18 protein-coding genes and 1 pseudogene are annotated in these 18255 nt (G+C 42.0%); 13 read left to right on the plus strand and 6 right to left on the minus strand.

Features of this window, described 5'->3' with window-relative positions; all coding sequences use genetic code 11:
- Positions 1-66: 66 nt before the first annotated feature.
- Together lepB and rnhC are read right to left on the minus strand one after the other, a co-directional pair.
- Positions 67-669 carry a signal peptidase I gene (gene lepB, locus AWH02_RS04325; RefSeq protein WP_048776365.1) on the minus strand — a complete coding sequence of 201 codons (603 nt, stop codon included), beginning with the start codon at positions 667-669 and terminating at the stop codon, positions 67-69.
- A gap of 3 nt (positions 670-672) precedes the next feature.
- The gene (gene rnhC / locus AWH02_RS04330; protein WP_045505412.1) at positions 673-1563 is read right to left on the minus strand and encodes a ribonuclease HIII; all 891 of its coding nucleotides are present in this window, start codon (positions 1561-1563) and stop codon (positions 673-675) included.
- A gap of 149 nt (positions 1564-1712) precedes the next feature.
- Between rnhC and AWH02_RS04335 the strand changes: the two genes are divergently transcribed.
- The 9 genes from AWH02_RS04335 to AWH02_RS04375 all read left to right on the plus strand — a co-directional run bounded on the left by AWH02_RS04335 (position 1713) and on the right by AWH02_RS04375 (position 10853).
- Positions 1713-2018 (plus strand): hypothetical protein, encoded by a 306-nt coding sequence (locus tag AWH02_RS04335; RefSeq protein ID WP_008808274.1) that lies wholly within the window; start codon positions 1713-1715, stop codon positions 2016-2018.
- The gene (locus AWH02_RS04340) at positions 2018-2566 is read left to right on the plus strand and encodes a CvpA family protein (protein WP_060553313.1); all 549 of its coding nucleotides are present in this window, start codon (positions 2018-2020) and stop codon (positions 2564-2566) included. The genes AWH02_RS04335 and AWH02_RS04340 overlap by 1 nt, the downstream gene beginning before the upstream one ends.
- A gap of 55 nt (positions 2567-2621) precedes the next feature.
- Entirely contained in the window at positions 2622-4955 is a 2334-nt protein-coding gene (locus AWH02_RS04345; RefSeq protein WP_060553146.1) for an endonuclease MutS2, read from the plus strand.
- Positions 4956-4965: 10 nt separating this feature from the next.
- Positions 4966-5610 (plus strand): GNAT family N-acetyltransferase, encoded by a 645-nt coding sequence (locus tag AWH02_RS04350; protein WP_060553145.1) that lies wholly within the window; start codon positions 4966-4968, stop codon positions 5608-5610.
- Positions 5611-5711: 101 nt separating this feature from the next.
- On the plus strand, positions 5712-7130 hold the full coding sequence (locus tag AWH02_RS04355; RefSeq protein ID WP_060553144.1) for a C69 family dipeptidase: 1419 nt from the start codon (positions 5712-5714) through the stop codon (positions 7128-7130).
- Between the two features lie 84 nt (positions 7131-7214).
- Positions 7215-7529 carry a thioredoxin gene (gene trxA, locus AWH02_RS04360; protein ID WP_002898369.1) on the plus strand — a complete coding sequence of 105 codons (315 nt, stop codon included), beginning with the start codon at positions 7215-7217 and terminating at the stop codon, positions 7527-7529.
- A 250-nt stretch (positions 7530-7779) separates the two neighbouring features.
- Positions 7780-9219, plus strand: coding sequence for an APC family permease (locus AWH02_RS04365; protein WP_060553143.1), 1440 nt, complete (start codon positions 7780-7782; stop codon positions 9217-9219).
- Positions 9220-9362: 143 nt separating this feature from the next.
- Positions 9363-10202: a mechanosensitive ion channel family protein gene (locus AWH02_RS04370; protein WP_060553142.1), complete on the plus strand. Its 840-nt coding sequence runs from the start codon at positions 9363-9365 to the stop codon at positions 10200-10202.
- A 36-nt stretch (positions 10203-10238) separates the two neighbouring features.
- The gene (locus tag AWH02_RS04375; protein ID WP_060553141.1) at positions 10239-10853 is read left to right on the plus strand and encodes a DUF4352 domain-containing protein; all 615 of its coding nucleotides are present in this window, start codon (positions 10239-10241) and stop codon (positions 10851-10853) included.
- A gap of 79 nt (positions 10854-10932) precedes the next feature.
- Here AWH02_RS04375 and sstT read toward each other — a convergent pair whose 3' ends face one another.
- Entirely contained in the window at positions 10933-12147 is a 1215-nt protein-coding gene (gene sstT, locus AWH02_RS04380) for a serine/threonine transporter SstT (protein ID WP_060553140.1), read from the minus strand.
- 382 nt (positions 12148-12529) lie between these two features.
- Here sstT and AWH02_RS04385 point away from each other — a divergent pair, with 382 nt between their 5' ends.
- Positions 12530-13432 carry a DUF2268 domain-containing putative Zn-dependent protease gene (locus tag AWH02_RS04385; protein WP_060553139.1) on the plus strand — a complete coding sequence of 301 codons (903 nt, stop codon included), beginning with the start codon at positions 12530-12532 and terminating at the stop codon, positions 13430-13432.
- 64 nt (positions 13433-13496) lie between these two features.
- Positions 13497-13865 (plus strand): EXLDI protein, encoded by a 369-nt coding sequence (locus tag AWH02_RS04390; protein WP_060553138.1) that lies wholly within the window; start codon positions 13497-13499, stop codon positions 13863-13865.
- Positions 13866-13915: 50 nt separating this feature from the next.
- On the opposite strand, the pseudogene AWH02_RS04395 reads toward AWH02_RS04390, so the two are convergent.
- The 3 genes and pseudogenes from AWH02_RS04395 to gdhA form a co-directional block, all read right to left on the minus strand.
- A pseudogene (locus AWH02_RS04395) lies at positions 13916-14065 on the minus strand (NADP-specific glutamate dehydrogenase); the annotation flags it as partial.
- A gap of 15 nt (positions 14066-14080) precedes the next feature.
- Complete coding sequence (locus AWH02_RS04400; RefSeq protein WP_060553136.1) at positions 14081-14566, minus strand: GNAT family N-acetyltransferase; 486 nt, start codon at positions 14564-14566, stop codon at positions 14081-14083.
- A gap of 30 nt (positions 14567-14596) precedes the next feature.
- Positions 14597-15943, minus strand: a complete 1347-nt coding sequence (gene gdhA / locus AWH02_RS04405; RefSeq protein WP_060553135.1) for an NADP-specific glutamate dehydrogenase — start codon at positions 15941-15943, stop codon at positions 14597-14599.
- Positions 15944-16178: 235 nt separating this feature from the next.
- On the opposite strand from gdhA, the gene AWH02_RS04410 reads away from it, so the two are divergent.
- Together AWH02_RS04410 and msrB are read left to right on the plus strand one after the other, a co-directional pair.
- Complete coding sequence (locus AWH02_RS04410; protein WP_060553134.1) at positions 16179-17117, plus strand: dihydroorotate oxidase; 939 nt, start codon at positions 16179-16181, stop codon at positions 17115-17117.
- Between the two features lie 163 nt (positions 17118-17280).
- Positions 17281-18216 (plus strand): peptide-methionine (R)-S-oxide reductase MsrB, encoded by a 936-nt coding sequence (gene msrB / locus AWH02_RS04415; RefSeq protein WP_048775476.1) that lies wholly within the window; start codon positions 17281-17283, stop codon positions 18214-18216.
- Positions 18217-18255 lie beyond the last annotated feature (39 nt).

Here is an 18255-nt window from a genome sequence, read left to right on the forward strand (position 1 = left end):
AAGCCAATGAAACCTGCTGTCCTGCCTTTTTTATTTCTTGCTTCTTATTTGTTTAACAAATGGTGTTTAGAAGATACCGATCTTATTGAGTGGCCAGAAGCGTAATTTTGCTTCTCCTTCAATTTGACTGGCCTTGAAGTTTCCAACTTCTCGGCTATCTCTTGAAACGAGTCGGTCGTCTCCTAGAAGGAAATAGTGTCCCTTAGGAACTTCGACAGTGAATGTTGAGTTACCTAGAGAGTCCTGAGTGAAAGAGTTGGCTTGTTCAGCGATTTGCTGGAACATCTTCCGGTAAGAATAAGTCGACTGCAATTTGTCCTTTTTAAATTTAGAAATATATTCTTTTAAGTAAGGCTCATCAGTTTTCTTACCATTGATATAGAGTTGGTCATTTTCATATTTGATGGTATCACCAGGCATACCAATCACTCGTTTGACAATCCGTTTCTCGTTCCCATTTTCATCTGTTTCTTTAGCAACAACGATATCAAAACGGTCGATGGGTAGATAGCGGACTTCGAGTAGATACTCTCCATCAGCAAGGGTTGGGTCCATTGAGTGGCCACTTACCAAAAATGGGGACCAGAGGAAGAGGCGGGTGAGGAGCAAAGTAGCCATGAAGAGGATGAAAAATCCCCATTCTTTCATAAATTTTCTAAAACCAGACATAACTTACCTTTCTAGTAATTGTTTTGCTTTTTGAGTATTTTTAAAATGTAGTTTAGCACTTGTTTCAAGACCGGCCATACCATAAGCCTTCAAAATCTGACTGGCCACTTGATCACTTTTAGCTCCTGCTCCGCTTGGTAATTGGTAGCCTAATTCCTGGCTCAGAATCTCTAGATTCTCCAAGAAAAGGTCGCGAGCTATAATGGAACTGACAGCCACAGCTAAGTATTTTCCTTCAGCTTTTTCTTCTAAATGAATCGCCTGACTAACTTGATTTCGCTCTTGCTTGACATAACGCTGGTAATTGGTGCTGCTAGTGAAGGCATCAATTACGATTTGATCAGGTTTTATTCCTTTTTCTAGCAAGAGATAGATGGCTTGGTTGTGAAGGGCAACTTTGACTGAGACAGCATTGTAACCTGAAGCAATGACTTGGTTATACTTCTTGGGTGACAAGAGCAGGGCTTGGTGGTTAATTTTTTCTTTTAAGATAGGGGCTAACTGGCGAATTTTTTGATCCGTCAGGGTTTTAGAATCTCCAACTCCTAATTTTCTGAGGAAATCCTCCTGTTCTTTAGTGACAAATGAAGCCACAACAGCTAAACCACCAAAATAGGAACCATTACCAACCTCATCCGTTCCTATCATAGCTTGGTAGGTGATTTTCTGAGGAGGTTGAGTGAGATCTGCTGTCTCTTTGAAAAAAAGAGCATATTTATCTGCCTCTTCTCCCTGAAGGAGTAATTTACCAGAAGTATAGACGCTGGCTGTTGCTTGCTCCAAACGGAAAAAATAGCGGATATAAGGATTTTTACTAGAGCTGAGATATTTTTTATATTGCTTAAGAAATGCTTGAATCTCCTGCTCACTCGGTGTTAAGGTGAATTGTCCCATGCCTTCTATTTTAACATAAAAAAGAGTAAAGTTGAAAAAAAGATTGACGGACTTTTTATCTTCAAGTATATTTTAGAAAAGCAGGATAGAGGGGTGGCCCTGACCTGACAAAAGGCTTGATATTTGGTATAATATAACGAGGTGATTTTATGGCAAATTTGAATCGATATAAGTTTACTTTTGGAAAGAAGACCATGACTTTAACAACAGGGTTTGATAATCTGTTTATGGAGGAAGTCGAAAAGGTCGCGACAGAAAAATACCAAGCAATCAAGGAAAGAATGCCCCAAGCGGATGATGAAACCTTGGCTATTTTGCTTGCTATTAATAGTCTGTCAACTCAGTTAAATCGTGAAATTGAATTTGATGACAAGGAAAGAGAATTAGAAAGCTTGCGTCGAAAAGCCCTAACAGAAATAAAAGAAAAATCTTTACAAACAGAGGGGCCTTTATGATTATTTCACTACTAATTTTACTAATTCTAGCGTGGAGCTTCTATATTGGCTACTCTAGAGGGATTGTTCTTCAGGCTTATTATTTACTATCAGCTATTGTAGCCTTTTTTATCGCTAGTCAATCTTACCAAGGTTTAGCCCGCTTTTTAAGTTTGTGGGTCCCTTATTCAAGTGCGATAGAAGGAGCTACAACGTATTATTTTCCTAACAATCAGCTCTTTCATTTAGATAAAGTCTTCTACGCTGGCCTAGCTTTTTTCATCATTTACACTTTTGTTTATGCGATTGGTCGCTTCATTGGGATTTTTATCCATTTAGTACCTAAAGGGAATACGGATTCTCGTTGGTATAATGTTGCAAGCGGTGCAATTGCTGTTCTCATTTCCTTATTTGCCATTGAAATGTTCCTAACGATTTTCGCTACTGTACCACTAGCTTTTATTCAAGATCGCTTAAATCACAGTGGTCTAGCTAGCTTCATTATTAACCATACCCCAATTACCTCTAGTCTCCTGAAGTATTTTTGGGTTACCAAGGTGATTGGATAAAAGGACTCAGTTGGCCTACTAGCTGGGTTCTTTTTCACTAGAAAAAGATATTATCATGAATACAAAAATTTTAGAAACCTTAGAATTTAATAAAATAAAAGACTTATTCCAAGGCTCTTTACAAACGGAGCAGGGGAAATTAGAATTACAAGTTTTACAGCCGACCACAAAAAAAGAGGCGATTGAGAGAGCCTTTTTGGAAGTTGCAGACATGGAGCAGATTTTAGTAGAAGATCCGCATTTTCATTTGGCGGCAACCAAGGATATCACTGCTATTAGCAAGCGTTTGGAGCTTGATGGTGACCTGAATATCGAGGAATTGCTTGTTTTAAAAAAGGTTTTGCGCGTTTCGCATGACTTGGTTACTTTTTATAATGACTTAGAAAATGTTCGACTTCAAGAATTGAACCGTGTTTTTGAAAATCTAGTCGACTTCCCAGCTATTCAAGGGAGTCTGTTAGCTGTCAACGACGGGGGCTTTATTGAAAGTTTTGCTAGTGAAGAACTGGGGAGAATTCGTCGAAAGATCCAAGAGAATGAAAGCAAGGTACGAGATCTTTTGCAAGAAATTCTCAAGAACAAGGGAGATATGCTAGCAGACCAGGTGGTAGCTAGCCGGAATGGTCGCAATGTGCTGCCGGTTAAAAACACCTATCGGAATCGGATTCCAGGAGTGGTGCATGACATTTCTGCTAGTGGAACGACAATTTATATCGAGCCAAGGGCAGTGGTCAATCTCAATGAGGAAATTTCCAACTACAAGGCAGACGAGCGCTACGAACTCTTGCGAATTTTGCAAGAACTATCTGCTATGATTCGCCCTCATGCAGCTGAAATTGCCAACAATGCTTGGATCATCGGCCATCTTGACTTAGTGATGGCCAAGTTAGCCTTTATGCGAGAACGAGGAGCGGTAGTACCAGCCATATCCGATACACAAGCCATTCAGTTGCTACAGGTTCGTCATCCCCTGATTCAAAATGCAGTAGCTAATGATTTGCATTTCGGCCCTGATTTGACAGAGATTGTCATTACCGGACCAAATACCGGTGGTAAGACCATCATGTTGAAGACCTTGGGTCTGGCTCAGATCATGGCCCAATCAGGTCTGCCGATTCTGGCGGACAAGGGAAGTCGCGTCGGGATTTTCAGTCAGATTTTTGCAGACATTGGTGATGAGCAGTCCATTGAGCAGAGTTTGTCGACTTTCTCCAGTCACATGACCAATATCGTCTCTATTTTGGAGCAAGTTGATAGCGAGAGTCTGGTTCTGCTGGATGAGCTGGGAGCTGGGACTGACCCTCAGGAGGGCGCGGCTCTGGCTATTGCCATCTTGGAAGATTTACGGCTAAGGCAGATTAAAACCATGGCGACGACCCACTATCCTGAGCTCAAAGCCTATGGGATTGAGACGGACTGGGTGGAAAATGCCAGCATGGAATTTGATACTGATAGTTTGCGGCCGACCTATCGCTTTATGCAGGGAGTGCCTGGCCGCTCCAATGCCTTTGAAATTGCTCGCCGGTTAGGCTTGTCGGAGGTTATCGTTAGCCATGCCCAAGAGCAGACCAACACAGACAGCGATGTCAATCGGATTATTGAGCGCCTAGAGGAGCAGACGCTGGAAAGTCGCAAGCGCTTGGATAATATCCGCGAGGTGGAGCAGGAAAATCTCAAATTTAACAGAGCCCTCAAAAAACTTTACAATGAGTTTAATCGAGAAAAGGAAACCGAGCTCAATAAGGCACGCTTGGAAGCCCAGGAAATCGTTGATTTGGCTTTGTCAGAGAGTGAGAGCATTCTTAAAAATCTTCATGCTAAGTCCAGTCTCAAACCACATGAGATTATTGAAGCCAAGGCTCAGCTTAAAAAGTTGGCACCAGAAACGGTTGATTTATCAAAGAATAAGGTACTCAAACAGGCCAAGAAAAATCGGGCGCCCAAGGTGGGAGACGATATCCTAGTCACCAGCTATGGTCAGCGGGGAACCTTGGTCAAGCAGCTCAAAGACGGCCGTTGGGAAGCCCAAGTCGGTCTCATTAAGATGACTCTAGAGGAGCAGGAATTTAATCTTCTCAAGGCTGAAAAAGAGCAACAACCTAAGCGCAAGCAGGTCAATGTGGTCAAGCGAGCTAATACTGCTGGACCAAGAGCTAGACTGGATTTGCGAGGCAAACGCTACGAAGAAGCTATGAAAGAGCTAGATGAATTTATCGATCAGGCCCTTCTTAATAATATGGCTCAGGTAGATATTATTCATGGTATCGGGACCGGGGTCATCCGTGAAGGAGTGACTAAATACCTCCGTCGCAACAAGCACGTCAAGTCCTTCGGCTATGCTCCGCAAAATGCTGGCGGCAGCGGTGCAACGATTGTGATCTTTAAGTAAGAGGCCAGAAATGAAAATACAAACCTATGACTCGACTTATGAGAAAAGTTGGGTTTATACAAAAGCTTTGAGTTATCTCTTTTCGCCTTTCTTTGATGATATGAGCCGCAGCAAGGACGAGTTTACTGAAGAGCCTTACCAAGATTCGGTTGAGCTCATAGCAGTGGAAGATGATCAGGTTGCAGGGCTTCTAGATATTGGTATTTACACCGAAGAAGCAAGTCATTCTTATCCATATTATCCAGGAAAAAAGATAGCTTACTTCGCTAATCTGGCTGTCCATCCTGATTTTCAGAATCAAGGGATAGCTAGTCAACTCTTTCAAACTGCTTGGGAGCGGCTGCATGAAAAGAAAGTTGAGGCCTTGATCATCTTTACCAGAGACGGAGAACAAGCAAATCACCTCTATCAGAAGTGGGGCGGCAAGCTGATTTGTCAAGATTATTTAGTGGTAGGACGCCCCAAAGATCAAATAGCATTTTCTTTTAGCGTTGATGCTAAGCAGAAGACAATCTGCCTGACAGACAAGTCAGGAAATTCTTTAGGCTATTATCAAAGAGAAGGGCATTATATTGTCTCAAGGAAAGAAGATTTAGAGCATTTTGAGATTGATGAGCTTTACAAAGAGCATACCTATGTCTTGAAAATCGAATAGGGCATTGGAAGTTTCAGCGTAGAGATAACAGCAGGTTCTTTTATGAGGGCCTGCTTTTTGCTATAATGTAAGTAGCATAAAAGAGTACCGGAGGGAAAATAATGAGAATAAAGCATGCATCAGATTCCTGTACGACTATTTTGGTAGGCAAGAAGGCCAGTTACGACGGTTCAACCATTGTGGCTCGTACGGAGGATTCGCAAAATGGGGTCTTTACACCCAAGAAATTTATCGTAGTGGAACCCCAAGACCAGCCTCGCCATTATCAGTCAGTTTTGACATCCTTTGAGATGGATTTGCCGGACAATCCGGTCCGCTATACGGCAGTGCCAGATGCAGTTCCCAAGGATGGGATTTGGGGAGCGGCTGGAATTAACAGCTATAATGTTGCTGTTAGCGCAACGGAGACGATTACAACCAATAGTCGCGTGCTGGGGGCTGATCCTTTGGTAGAGTCAGGTATCAGCGAGGAAGATATCCTTACGCTGGTTCTTCCTTATATCAAAACGGCTCGTGAAGGGGTTCTACGCTTAGGGAAAATCCTAGAGGAATACGGCACTTATGAGTCCAATGGAATTGCAATCTCAGATGTCAACGAAATCTGGTGGCTGGAAACCATTGGCGGTCACCATTGGATGGCGCGGCGCGTGCCAGATGATGCCTATGTGACCAATCCAAATCAGCTGGGCAGTGATTATTTTGAATTTGACAATCCAGAACACTTCCTCTGTCATCCAAATCTTAAAAACTTTATCGAGGAAAATCATCTCAATCTGAATTACTCGAACGAGAGTTTCAATCCGCGCTATGCTTTTGGCAGCCAGAAGGATAAGGATCGCCATTACAATACACCGCGAGCTTGGGACATCCAACGTTTTCTCAATCCAGAAGTAGAGCAAGATCCAAGGAGTTTCTTCATTCCATGGTGCCGCAAGCCATACCGCAAGATCACGATCGAAGATGTCAAGTATGTCCTGAGCAGTCACTATCAGGATTCACCTTATGATCCTTATGGAGCAGAGGGAGACCACCATAGCAGGCGGGCCTTTAGGACTATCGGGATCAATCGGACCAGTCAGACAGCCATCTTGCAGCTGCGCCCTAACCAACCGCAGGAAACGACTGGGATCCAGTGGATCTGTTATGGTTCTATGCCTTACAATACAGCTGTTCCTTTCTTTACTCAGATCTCAACTACACCAGACTACTTTGCCAATACGACGGATAAGGTTTCGACGGATTCCTTCTACTGGGCTAATCGCTTAATTGCTGGGCTGGCTGATGCTCATTTTAGTAGTCATGTCGGAGACTTGGATGATTATCAGGAAACGACCATGGCTTGGGGACATGAAATGATCGGTCGGGTAGACCAAGCTCTGGCTAAGGGCGAGGATGTTGACTTTGAAGCTGAAAATCAAGCTATGAGCGACAAGGTGCAAGAAGCGACAGACCAGCTCTTGGAGAAGGTTCTCTTGGATGCCAGCAATCTCATGACCAGCCACTTCTCATTGAGTGACTAATCCCTTACCCGTAGCAAATATTTTTCTTTCTCTTGTTTTTGGTGTAAAATGTTAACAAAAGTAAGCTATTAAAGGAGAAAATTTATGGTAGCAGCAGTTACAGATGCAACATTCGCAGAAGAAACAAAGGACGGACTGGTTCTGATTGACTTTTGGGCAACTTGGTGCGGTCCATGTCGTATGCAGGCGCCTATCTTGGAGCAGTTGGCAGGAGAAGTCCATGAGGACGAATTGAAAATCCTTAAAATGGATGTGGATGAAAATCCAAATACTGCCCGTGAATTTGGCATTATGTCCATTCCGACTCTTCTCTTCAAGAAAGATGGCCAAGTCGTTAAGCAAGTCGCAGGTGTTCACACCAAAGACCAGCTCAAGGCTATTATCGCGGAATTGAGTTAATAAAAACTTGTCAAAACCGTTGCTTACTGCAACGGTTTTTTGCTTAGAGAACATGTCCTTTCGATTTGGCAGGAAAATAGCTTCCTTTATACAGAAATTCAAAAGTTTGAAACAGAAACGAAATATGAAAGCGCTTTATTTTATTTTTTAAAGTGTTATAATAACAGTGAAATATATTAATAATTTATCCAACTGCTGCCTCTATTTGAGAGACAAAAAGAACTTTTAACGATTGGAAGGAGGAAATCGTATGGAAGAAAAAGATTCTAAGCAGTTAAGTTGGCTCATGATAGCCTTGATAGCCTTTAATATTGTTTGGGGCTTGGGCAATGTCGTGAATAATTTTGCTCAGCAGGGAATTGTCGTGATCACTTCATGGATTCTCTTGCTGATTATCTATTTTATTCCTTACACATTAATGGTTGGGCAGTTAGGTTCAACATTTAAGGATAGTGAAGGCGGGGTTAGTGACTGGATTAAGTTTACCTCTACCAAACAGCTAGCTTTTTTTGCGGCTTGGACCTACTGGGTTGTGCAGATACCATATTTGGCTCAAAAACCTCAAACAATCTTAATTGCTTTAGGATGGGCCTTTCAAGGAAATGGAAGGATTTTAGATAGTCTATCCATGCCAATGATTGTCTGCCTTTCTTTACTAACTTTCCTACTCCTTTTGTATATTTCGACCAAGGGTTTGAAAGCCTTGAAATTTTTGGGAACATTAGCCGGTGGAGCCATGCTGGTCATGTCGGTTCTCTTTATTCTAATGGCTGTTGGTGTGCCATTGATTAAGCCAGATCTACAATTGGCCACTCAACATATGGACCAGTTATCGACTTATATTCCAAAATTTGACTTCTCCTATTTTACAACGATTGCACTCTTAGTCTTCTCAGTAGGAGGAGCGGAAGCTATCTCTCCTTATGTTAATAAAGTAAAAAATCCTGAAAAGGGCTTTCCAAAAGGTATGATAGCTATGGTTGTCATGATAGGAGCCTGTGCTATTTTAGGCTCTCTTGCCATGGCCATGATTTTTGATAGCAACCATATTCCAGCCGATTTGATGAGGAATGGTGCCTACCAAGCCTTTGCTGTTTTAGGAAAGCATTGGGGAATAGGCAATTTATTAGTTACTATCTATGCTCTTACCCAAGCAATAGGACAAGCGGCTACACTAGCTATTTGTATCGATGCACCTCTGCAAATCTTTTTGGGTAGCGCAGATAAAGATTTTATTCCAAGCTGGTTGCGTAAGCGTACCAAGTCAGGAATGCTGATTAATGGCTATCTTTTAACAGGAGTACTAGTAGCAATTATCATTGTACTGCCACTTTTTGGATTGAAGGAAATCGATGGTCTGGTCGTATGGATGACCAATCTCAATGCTATCGTTTCTCCCATGTGTTTCCTTTGGGTATTTGTAGCTTATATGTTCTTGTATCGTAAATGGGACAAATTTAAAAACGTTGAATACAAATTTATGAAAAATCGTAGACTAGGGTTTCTAATGGGGGCTTGGGGATTTGCTTTCACAGCCTTTGCTTGTATTCTGGGTATGGCTCCACAAGTAGATATGGCAACTCATCCAACTGAGTGGTGGTTCACCCTCATCACGAATATTATCACTCCGATAGCTCTCTTGGGTCTAGGCTTGCTTCTACCGCTGGTTGCACGCCATGAGAAGAAATAAAGAAAGTTGGGACAAGTCAAAAGACTGTCCCAGCTTTTTTTAAGATGTCTTAGGGATCTAGCCTTTTTCAAGTATGGGCTTTGTGTTATAATAGATTATATTTCTTCTGGTACTGGAATAAATGTGATTGTATGAGGTAAGCAATGTTTTTTTCAAGCAATATTTTTTCTCGTTATTTTAAGCAGTTTGATTGGACGGCTATTTTAGATGATGCTGTTTCCAAGTTGATTTCTCTGCTCTTTTTATTTATTTTATTTTACATTGCCAAGAAGCTTCTCCATGTCTTTGTTAGAAGAATTATCTCCCCATCCTTAAAGTTTTCCAGTACTGATATCGCCAGACAGAAAACCATTAGTCGCTTGATAGAGAATGTTCTTAATTATGCCCTTTATTTTCTTTTGATCTATTGGATTTTATCCATTTTAGGTTTGCCAGTTTCTAGTCTTTTAGCTGGTGCAGGGATTGCCGGAGTAGCTATTGGGATGGGTGCTCAAGGCTTTTTATCGGATCTGGTCAATGGCTTCTTTATTCTTTTGGAACGCCAGCTAGATGTGGGCGATAGCGTTCGCTTGACCAATGGTCCTATCAATATAGCGGGAACAGTCGTTAGTGTTGGGATTCGAACAACTCAGATTCGGGATGCAGATGGCTCGCTTCACTATATTCCTAATCGCAATATTATGGTCGTCAGCAATCTTTCGCGCGGAGATATGCGGGTTTTGATTGATATTCCGATTAATGCACAAACAGATTTAGATAATATTGCTCGTGTGATTGAGAAAGTCAACCAAGCATCCCTTAAAGATTATCCTGAAATTTTACAAGAGCCAGATATTTTGGGACCTCAGTTAGAAGAAAATAGCCAGTTTGTTTTTCGTGTTAGCATGATGGTTCAAAGTGGGACTCAAACTAAAATCTACCATTCCTTTTACAGACTTTATCATGAAGCTTTACTAAAAGAAGGCATTGATTTGCCAAATTAATATTCTAAAGCTAGTCCTTTAGACAGAGGAGAAAATATGAAATATGCCCCCCCACACGAAATGATTGATGCCGATGGGAATCTCTATCAAATTAAGAAGCCTTTACTTAAACAGCCATTATTTTGGACCAGTGTCATCAGTTCTGGCTTGGTCATCATTCTATCTTTGGTAACAGTTGCTTTACTGCTCATTAATTTCAGCCTTTCAGAGGATAGTTTGAAGATAAATGGTAGGATGGATAGTTCAAATCGAGCTTACGATTATAAAAATGAGCATCCTAATCATTATTTTGGCGATGCTGTCTTTTTTCAAAATGGAACTAAAATCACTGTTCAGTCAGCAAAGATGGATACTAATAAAAAGATGAGTGACGATGCTGCTGGAGTTGCTGTTGTTGTGTCTATAAAGGTTAAGAATACTTCCAATCGGAGGATATTATTAAATCCCTATAATTTCGACTTATATGATGAAAAAGGAAATCTTTATATTTTAGATGGTTCTACCTTTGACCATGCTCAGGTAGGGATGGATTTAGTTCCTGGGAAGACGATTAGCTTCGACTTGGTGTTTGATGGTGAGAAGGGGGATGAGCATTCCTATACCGTAACTTATGGTGAAGATAAGTGGATGAAGCCCAAATCAAAAAAATAGCGATCATTTCAATGAATCAACTAAAATAAATAAAAACCCCAAACTTTCCTGTCGATAGGATGAGCTTGGGGATTTTTTATTAGCGATTTTCTTTAGGCCAGTTTCTCATTTCTGCAACAGCAGTAAAGAGGACATCTGTAGAGGAGTTCAAGGCAGTTTCGCAAGAATCCTGAATGACTCCAATCACGAAGCCAACACTAACGACTTGCATAGCCAAATCATTGGAAATGCCAAAGAGGCTACAAGCTACAGGAATCAGCAGAAGAGAGCCACCTGCAACTCCGGACGCACCGCAAGCAGAGATAGCTGCAACGATGCTCAAGACAAAAGCAGTCGCAAAGTCTACTTGGATTCCCAAAGTATGAACAGCAGCAAGGGTCAAAGTATTAATAGTAATCGCAGCACCAGCCATATTGATGGTGGCCCCTAGAGGAATCGAGACAGAATAAGTTTCAGGGTTTAGATTTAAGTCTCGACAAAGTTTCATGTTAACTGGAATATTGGCTGCAGAACTACGTGTAAAGAATGCTGTAACACCACTAACTCTGAGGCAACGCCAAACAAGAGGATAGGGGTTTTTTCGAAGCATGATAAAGACGATCAGGGGATTGATGATCAGGGCGACAATTAGCATGGTGGCAATTAGGACTAAGAGTAATAGACCATAACTTTGCAGTGCCTGAAATCCCTTGCCGGAAATGGTAGTGTAAACCAGCCCTAAAATCCCGAAGGGGGCGAGGTTAATGATCCATTCGACGATTTTAGAAGTAACTTCGGCTGAGGTTCGAAGCAGGTCCTTGCTGTGATGACTCGCTTCACGCATGGCAATTCCAAAAACTACAGCCCAAGAGAGAACGCCGATATAATTGGCTGAAATAAGAGCATTGAGAGGATTGTCAACTAGCTTTAGCAAAAGGTTGCTTAGAACTTGTCCGATGCCGTCAGGAGGTGAGAGGGACTGTTTAGCGTCTGCCAAATCAATTTCAAGTGGAAAGACAAAGCCAACAAGAACTGCAACAAGGGCAGCCGCAAATGTTCCCAACAGATAGAGCATAATCACTGTTTTCATATTGCTCTTTTCTCCCTTTTTCTGCTGAGAAAGAGCATTGGCTACAAGAGCAAAAACCAAGAGAGGGGCAATTGCTTTTAGACCGCCAACGAAAATTTCACCCAACAGGCCAATTGCTGAAGCTTGGGGAAAGAGGACAGCTAATAAAGCCCCGCATAGGATACCTAGTGAAATTCGTTTAATAAGATTTGTTTTTTTCCAAGTAAGAATTATTCGATGAAGCATGGCTATTCCTTTCGTTACGATAGAAAGTCTGCTCCAACAGTTAAAGAAATTGCTGAAGCTTGGGTGTAAGAAAGCAGAGCTCTCTCGTTGATAGATAAATTAGTTCAGTGGCTTTTTAATTGCTTAGAAAGCAGTAAAAATCATACTCATTAGATTCGTATTTATCTGAATGCGCCACAGAGTATTTCTCCATTATACAATAGAAAGCTAGTGAAAGCAATGCTGGTCCTAGCTGGTCATTCCCTATCTTCTCAAAAATCTTCAAGTGGTACTAGATGATTTCATGAACGATAAGACAATTTTAGAAAAGTTTTAAATCTTTTTCTTGACCCTGACCTTAGAGGAGGGTGTATAGTAATACAAGATAAGAAAGGAGATTATTATGCAAATCAATATGATTCGTTCAGATAAAGTTTATCAAGAGATGCTCGAGCTTCCTTTAGAAAAGAGAGAAGGTTGCTTTCGAGCGAAAATATTAGCACCTTTTGCAACCAAATACCAAACTCAACATATTCCTCTGAAAGCAAAGTACCCTGGAGGATTTGATGCTCTGTTTCTGCTTGGCTTTATGAATCTGTTGCCCGCAACTCTCTCAGAAAAGGATAGACCGTCTATTGACGCTCTGAGCTCTGATCAACTCTGGCAAAATTGCCAGGATACCATCAAAAGGAGTATCGGTCTTTTCGAGCAAGCTGGCTATGACTTAGAGGTTGAGGATTACCATTTTACTATTTTATTAGGCAATCCAGAAAAGCCCATGCTCCAGCTCAATAAGGGTTACAGCGGAGATGGCGGAATTCCAGGCTACCTCATGCTTAGTCTGCTGCCGAATGACTATACTTTACCACGTGTGCAGGCAGCGTTGGCCCACGAGTGCAACCACAATGTCCGCTTCCAATTTATCAAATGGAACCAGCAGACGACACTAGCAGACTGGGTAGTCAGTGAAGGTCTGGCAGAGTCTTTTGCTGCTGAACTCTATGGCAAAGATCTCATTGGGCCTTGGGTTACTTCAACCAGTTCCGAGCAGTTAGAAGATATTAAGCCCATCATCTCCAGTCAGCTTCAGCTAACGGGGATGGCGGAAATGGCTCCTTATCTCTACGGTGATGAAATCGCTGAGATTCAAGGTCAAATACCAGTCGGTATGCCTTATGCTGCGGGCTATGCTTATGGCTATCATCTGATACAAGCTTATCTGAAAGAGACTGGCAAGAGCATTATTGAGGCTACCGTGACACCGACAGAAGAAATTTTAGAGGCGACGAAAGACTTTTGGCAATAACATTTTTTTGCTTGAAAATCTACCAGAACTTGATATAATGTAGGTAATTTCTGGAGGTGACTATATGTACTATAAAAGAGTTGAATTGAAAGTCACAAATCAAGGTATTCATGAGCGCAAGATTTTTCAAGGTGTTAAGATTTTCAGCCGTAGCAAACTGTCCAAAGATCAGAAAAGCATTCTAACACAGAAGCTTTACCTGACTCCGAAGCAGAATATCGTTTACTATCAACGTACAGATGTCAACTATGATCAGAACTGGCATCATAATAAGGACTATTACGAACTAGCTTATGGTCAGATGGACAGAGAGACGGTTTTTAAGGTTTGCCAAGATTTTGATGAACTAAGTCCTTTTCTGGAGAACGAGCTGCTTGAGAAGCTAAAAGAAAAGCAGTCAGCAGGCACATTTTTTGAAAAATTAGATATATAAAAATCCGGCTGCTTTGATAAGCAGTCGGATTTATTCTAGTTTAATTGTGCTTAAACAATACCTTGCACAATCATAGCATTGGCTACGTTTTTGAAGGCAGCGATGTTAGAACCAGCCAGGTAGTCTGTACCAAGACCGTATGTTTCAGCAGTTGTTTTAGCTGTGTTGAGGATCTTGGTCATGATGTCCTCGAGACGACCAGAGTATACTAATATCTATTCATCTGATAAGAGGGATTTTATCATCCAGATATTCATAGCTGGGTGTCCGGCAGCGTTAGAAAGTGGTTGTTGCAGTGCTGTAAAACCATAGTGCTGATAGATAGCCACGGCCGTAGCTAATTCAGTAGAGGTTTCTAGATAAAGCTGTTCATAACCTGCTTGACGTGTTTCCTGGAATATCCGCTTTATCAGCCGACTGGAATAACCTTTGCCACGACTATTTTTAGTGACATACAGTTTTTGTAATTCAGCAATCTTATCGGACACAGGTGCAAAGCCACCGCAGCCAACCATCTGTCCTTCATCTTCCAGAACAAAGTAAGCTGCTCTCTCTTGCTGTTGATAATAGTCGGCCAAATGGTCTAGATGAGAATCAAAGTAGACAGTTCCTGGTTTGTCAAGCCCGAATTCTTCAAGGCTGGCTCGAATGAGCTGTGCTACAGCTAGATTGTCTCTCACTTCTATTGGCCGTAAGTTCATGATAGTCCTCCGATAGGATGTATCGATTAATTAAACTAATCCTTGTGCAATCATAGCATCTGCCACGTTTTCGAAGGCAGCGATATTAGCTCCTGCAAGGTAGTCAGTACCAAGACCATAGGTTTCAGCAGTTGTTTTAGCAGTGTTGAAGATGTTTGTCATGATGTCTTTGAGGCGTCCATCAACTTCTTCACGTGTCCATGAAAGACGAAGGCTGTTTTGACTCATTTCTAGGGCAGATACAGCTACACCACCGGCGTTGGCAGCTTTGGCAGGTCCGTAAAGGATTCCGTTTTCTTTGTAGACTTTAATCGCATCAAGGTCACTAGGCATGTTGGCACCTTCAGATACACAGATAACGCCTTGAGCAACCAAGCGTTTAGCTGCGTCACCGTTGATTTCATTTTGAGTTGCACATGGAAGAGCGATGTCGTAGTTACCAGCGTAAGTCCATACAGAACCTTCATAGTAAGTAGCAGTTGCTTTCTCAGCTGCATACTCAGTCAGACGGGCACGGCGATTATTTTTAATATCTGTCAAGAGGTCAAAGTCAATACCATTTTCATCAATGATGTAACCGTTTGAGTCAGATACAGAGATGACTGTTGCGCCGAGTTCTGTCGCTTTTTGAAGAGCGTATTGGGCTACGTTACCAGAACCTGAAATAACCACTTTCTTACCAGCAAAGCTGTTACCGTTAGCTTTGAGCATTTCTTCAGTATAGTAAACCAAACCATAACCAGTTGCTTCTGGGCGAATCAAGCTACCACCAAATCCAAGAGGTTTACCAGTCAAGACACCAGCATCAAATTGGTTAAGACGTTTGTATTGTCCGTAAAGGTAACCAATCTCACGTCCACCAACACCGATATCGCCGGCTGGGACGTCAAGTGATGGTCCAATGTATTTTTGCAATTCTGTCATGAAGCTTTGGCAGAAGCGCATCACTTCAGCATCAGTCTTCCCTTTAGGATCGAAGTCTGATCCCCCTTTACCTCCACCGATTGGAAGTCCAGTCAAGACGTTTTTAAAGATTTGTTCGAAGCCGAGGAATTTCAAGATCCCTTGGTTTACAGTTGGGTGGAAACGAAGTCCGCCTTTATATGGTCCAACAGCTGAGTTAAATTGAACACGGTAACCACGGTTGACTTGTACTTTGCCTTCACGGTCAACCCAAGGAACACGGAAAGAAATCACGCGCTCAGGCTCAGTGATACGTGCCAAGATGTTTTCTTCGATATACTCAGGGTGTTTTTCAAATACAGGCTCCAAAGTGCTGAAGAATTCCTCAACCGCCTGGAGAAATTCAGCCTCATGCCCGTTACGAGCTTTCACAGTTGCAAACACGCTTTGGATATATTCTTTAGCAGATGTCATATCGTTCTCCTTTTTGTTGTTATATTTTATTACATGAGCCATTATAGCAGAATTTTTTGGGGGTGTAAAGAAAAAAGTTGAATTTTCTGAAAATTTGCAAAACTAACTTTCGGATAGATTCCCGAACATTTGCTAGAAAATTCCAGTTTAAAAAACGAAAAAGGGAAGTTTGGTGATATAATGAGGAAAAAGAGATAGAGGCATTAGGCTTCATAGGGAAAAGGAGTATTTTACTATGGTTTCGACATCGACACAGATTGCTGGTTTTTTATTTGATAATTGCCTGATGAATGCAGCTGGAGTTGCCTGTATGACAAAAGAGGAACTGGCGGAAGTCAAAGATTCTGCTGCAGGAACCTTTGTGACCAAGACGGCAACGTTAGAATTTCGTCAGGGAAACCCAGAACCGCGCTATCAGGATGTTCCGCTGGGGTCTATCAACTCCATGGGTCTGCCCAACAATGGCTTAGACTACTATCTTGACTATCTGCTGGAACTCCAGGAAAGCGAACCAAATCGGACTTTCTTCCTCTCTTTGGTCGGTATGTCGCCAGAAGAAACTCATACCATTCTTAAGAAAGTTCAGGCAAGTGATTTTAAAGGGATTACTGAGCTCAATCTCTCCTGCCCCAACGTTCCTGGTAAACCGCAGATTGCTTATGACTTTGAAACGACGGAAAAAATCTTGTCAGAGGTTTTTGCTTATTTCAAAAAGCCCCTAGGCATCAAGCTGCCTCCTTATTTTGACATTGTGCATTTTGACCAGGCCGCTGAGATTTTTAACAAATATCCGCTCAAGTTTGTCAATTGTGTAAACTCTATCGGAAACGGTCTTTATATAGAAGATGAGTCAGTAGTCATTCGTCCGAAAAATGGCTTTGGAGGTATCGGAGGTCAGTACATCAAGCCAACCGCTCTAGCCAATGTCCATGCTTTTTACCAACGCCTGAAACCAGAAATCCAAATCATAGGAACTGGTGGTGTCCTGACGGGGCGGGATGCTTTTGAGCATATCCTCTGTGGAGCCAGTATGGTGCAGGTCGGAACAACCCTTCATAAAGAAGGAGTGGTAGCCTTCGAGCGCATCACCGCAGAACTCAAGACTATTATGGAAGAAAAAGGCTATGAAAGTCTAGAAGATTTCCGAGGGAAATTGAAGTATATTGAGGGGTAATCTTCTATATAAGTGTTGTTGTGATTTGAAATGAAGAATATGGCTGGGTTGAGAAGTATTGAAACCTAGCTTTTTCATATTATTTTGAAGAAAGTTCTAATCAAATTGCTATAATTTCGACTCCTTTTATGAGAAAATAGACGCAAAGAAATGAGGTGTTTTTATGGCTGAAATTTATCTAGCAGGCGGGTGTTTCTGGGGCTTGGAAGAGTATTTCTCCCGCATTGAAGGTGTTAAGAAAACGACAGTGGGATACGCCAATGGACAGGTGGAATCAACCAACTACCAGCTGATTCATCAGACGGACCATGCAGAGACGGTTCATCTAATCTATGATGAAAAGCGGGTCAGCCTGCGGGAAATTCTGCTTTATTATTTCCGAGTCATTGATCCTCTGTCGGTCAATAAGCAAGGAAATGATGTCGGGCGTCAGTATCGGACGGGTGTTTATTATACAGATGAAGGAGATAAGGCAGTCATAGAGCAGGTTTTTGCTGAGCAGGAAAAACAGCTGGGACAAAAGATAGCTGTTGAGCTGGAACCCTTACGACACTATGTATTAGCTGAAGACTACCATCAGGATTATCTCAAGAAAAATCCCGGTGGCTACTGCCATATCAATGTCAATGATGCCTATCAGCCCTTGGTCGATCCTGGCCAATATGAGAAACCTACAGATGCGGAACTAAAAGAGCAGCTGACGCAAGAGCAGTACCAGGTGACTCAGCATAGTGCGACAGAGCGTCCTTTCCATAATGCCTACAATGCCACTTTTGAAGAGGGGATTTATGTTGATGTGACGACTGGTGAGCCTCTCTTTTTTGCCGGTGACAAGTTTGAGTCAGGCTGTGGCTGGCCTAGCTTTAGTCGGCCTATTGCCAGAGAAGTTTTGAGATACTATGAAGACAAGAGTCATGGCATGGAGCGGATTGAAGTGCGTAGCCGTTCTGGCAATGCCCATCTGGGTCATGTCTTTACTGACGGTCCAGAATCAGCAGGCGGTCTTCGCTACTGCATCAACTCAGCAGCTCTGCGATTTATTCCAAAAGAAAAAATGGAAGCAGAAGGATATGCTTATCTGCTTCAATATATGAAATAAAAGGCCTAATGGCCTTTTTTGCTGAGCGTTGACAAAAAT

Source organism: Streptococcus gordonii (assembly GCF_001553855.1).
In the GTDB taxonomy this organism is placed as follows: Bacteria; Bacillota; Bacilli; order Lactobacillales; family Streptococcaceae; genus Streptococcus; species Streptococcus gordonii.

What these genes read in the sequence shown, in the direction of transcription:
- lepB (WP_048776365.1), bottom strand. Translation starts at nt 669, where the DNA reads ATGTCTGGTTTTAGAAAATTTATGAAAGAATGGGGATTTTTCATCCTC.
- rnhC (WP_045505412.1), bottom strand. Translation starts at nt 1,563, where the DNA reads ATGGGACAATTCACCTTAACACCGAGTGAGCAGGAGATTCAAGCATTT.
- AWH02_RS04335 (WP_008808274.1), top strand. Translation starts at nt 1,713, where the DNA reads ATGGCAAATTTGAATCGATATAAGTTTACTTTTGGAAAGAAGACCATG.
- AWH02_RS04345 (WP_060553146.1), top strand. Translation starts at nt 2,622, where the DNA reads ATGAATACAAAAATTTTAGAAACCTTAGAATTTAATAAAATAAAAGAC.
- AWH02_RS04350 (WP_060553145.1), top strand. Translation starts at nt 4,966, where the DNA reads ATGAAAATACAAACCTATGACTCGACTTATGAGAAAAGTTGGGTTTAT.
- AWH02_RS04355 (WP_060553144.1), top strand. Translation starts at nt 5,712, where the DNA reads ATGAGAATAAAGCATGCATCAGATTCCTGTACGACTATTTTGGTAGGC.
- trxA (WP_002898369.1), top strand. Translation starts at nt 7,215, where the DNA reads ATGGTAGCAGCAGTTACAGATGCAACATTCGCAGAAGAAACAAAGGAC.
- AWH02_RS04365 (WP_060553143.1), top strand. Translation starts at nt 7,780, where the DNA reads ATGGAAGAAAAAGATTCTAAGCAGTTAAGTTGGCTCATGATAGCCTTG.
- AWH02_RS04370 (WP_060553142.1), top strand. Translation starts at nt 9,363, where the DNA reads ATGTTTTTTTCAAGCAATATTTTTTCTCGTTATTTTAAGCAGTTTGAT.
- AWH02_RS04375 (WP_060553141.1), top strand. Translation starts at nt 10,239, where the DNA reads ATGAAATATGCCCCCCCACACGAAATGATTGATGCCGATGGGAATCTC.
- sstT (WP_060553140.1), bottom strand. Translation starts at nt 12,147, where the DNA reads ATGCTTCATCGAATAATTCTTACTTGGAAAAAAACAAATCTTATTAAA.
- AWH02_RS04385 (WP_060553139.1), top strand. Translation starts at nt 12,530, where the DNA reads ATGCAAATCAATATGATTCGTTCAGATAAAGTTTATCAAGAGATGCTC.
- AWH02_RS04390 (WP_060553138.1), top strand. Translation starts at nt 13,497, where the DNA reads ATGTACTATAAAAGAGTTGAATTGAAAGTCACAAATCAAGGTATTCAT.
- AWH02_RS04400 (WP_060553136.1), bottom strand. Translation starts at nt 14,566, where the DNA reads ATGAACTTACGGCCAATAGAAGTGAGAGACAATCTAGCTGTAGCACAG.
- gdhA (WP_060553135.1), bottom strand. Translation starts at nt 15,943, where the DNA reads ATGACATCTGCTAAAGAATATATCCAAAGCGTGTTTGCAACTGTGAAA.
- AWH02_RS04410 (WP_060553134.1), top strand. Translation starts at nt 16,179, where the DNA reads ATGGTTTCGACATCGACACAGATTGCTGGTTTTTTATTTGATAATTGC.
- msrB (WP_048775476.1), top strand. Translation starts at nt 17,281, where the DNA reads ATGGCTGAAATTTATCTAGCAGGCGGGTGTTTCTGGGGCTTGGAAGAG.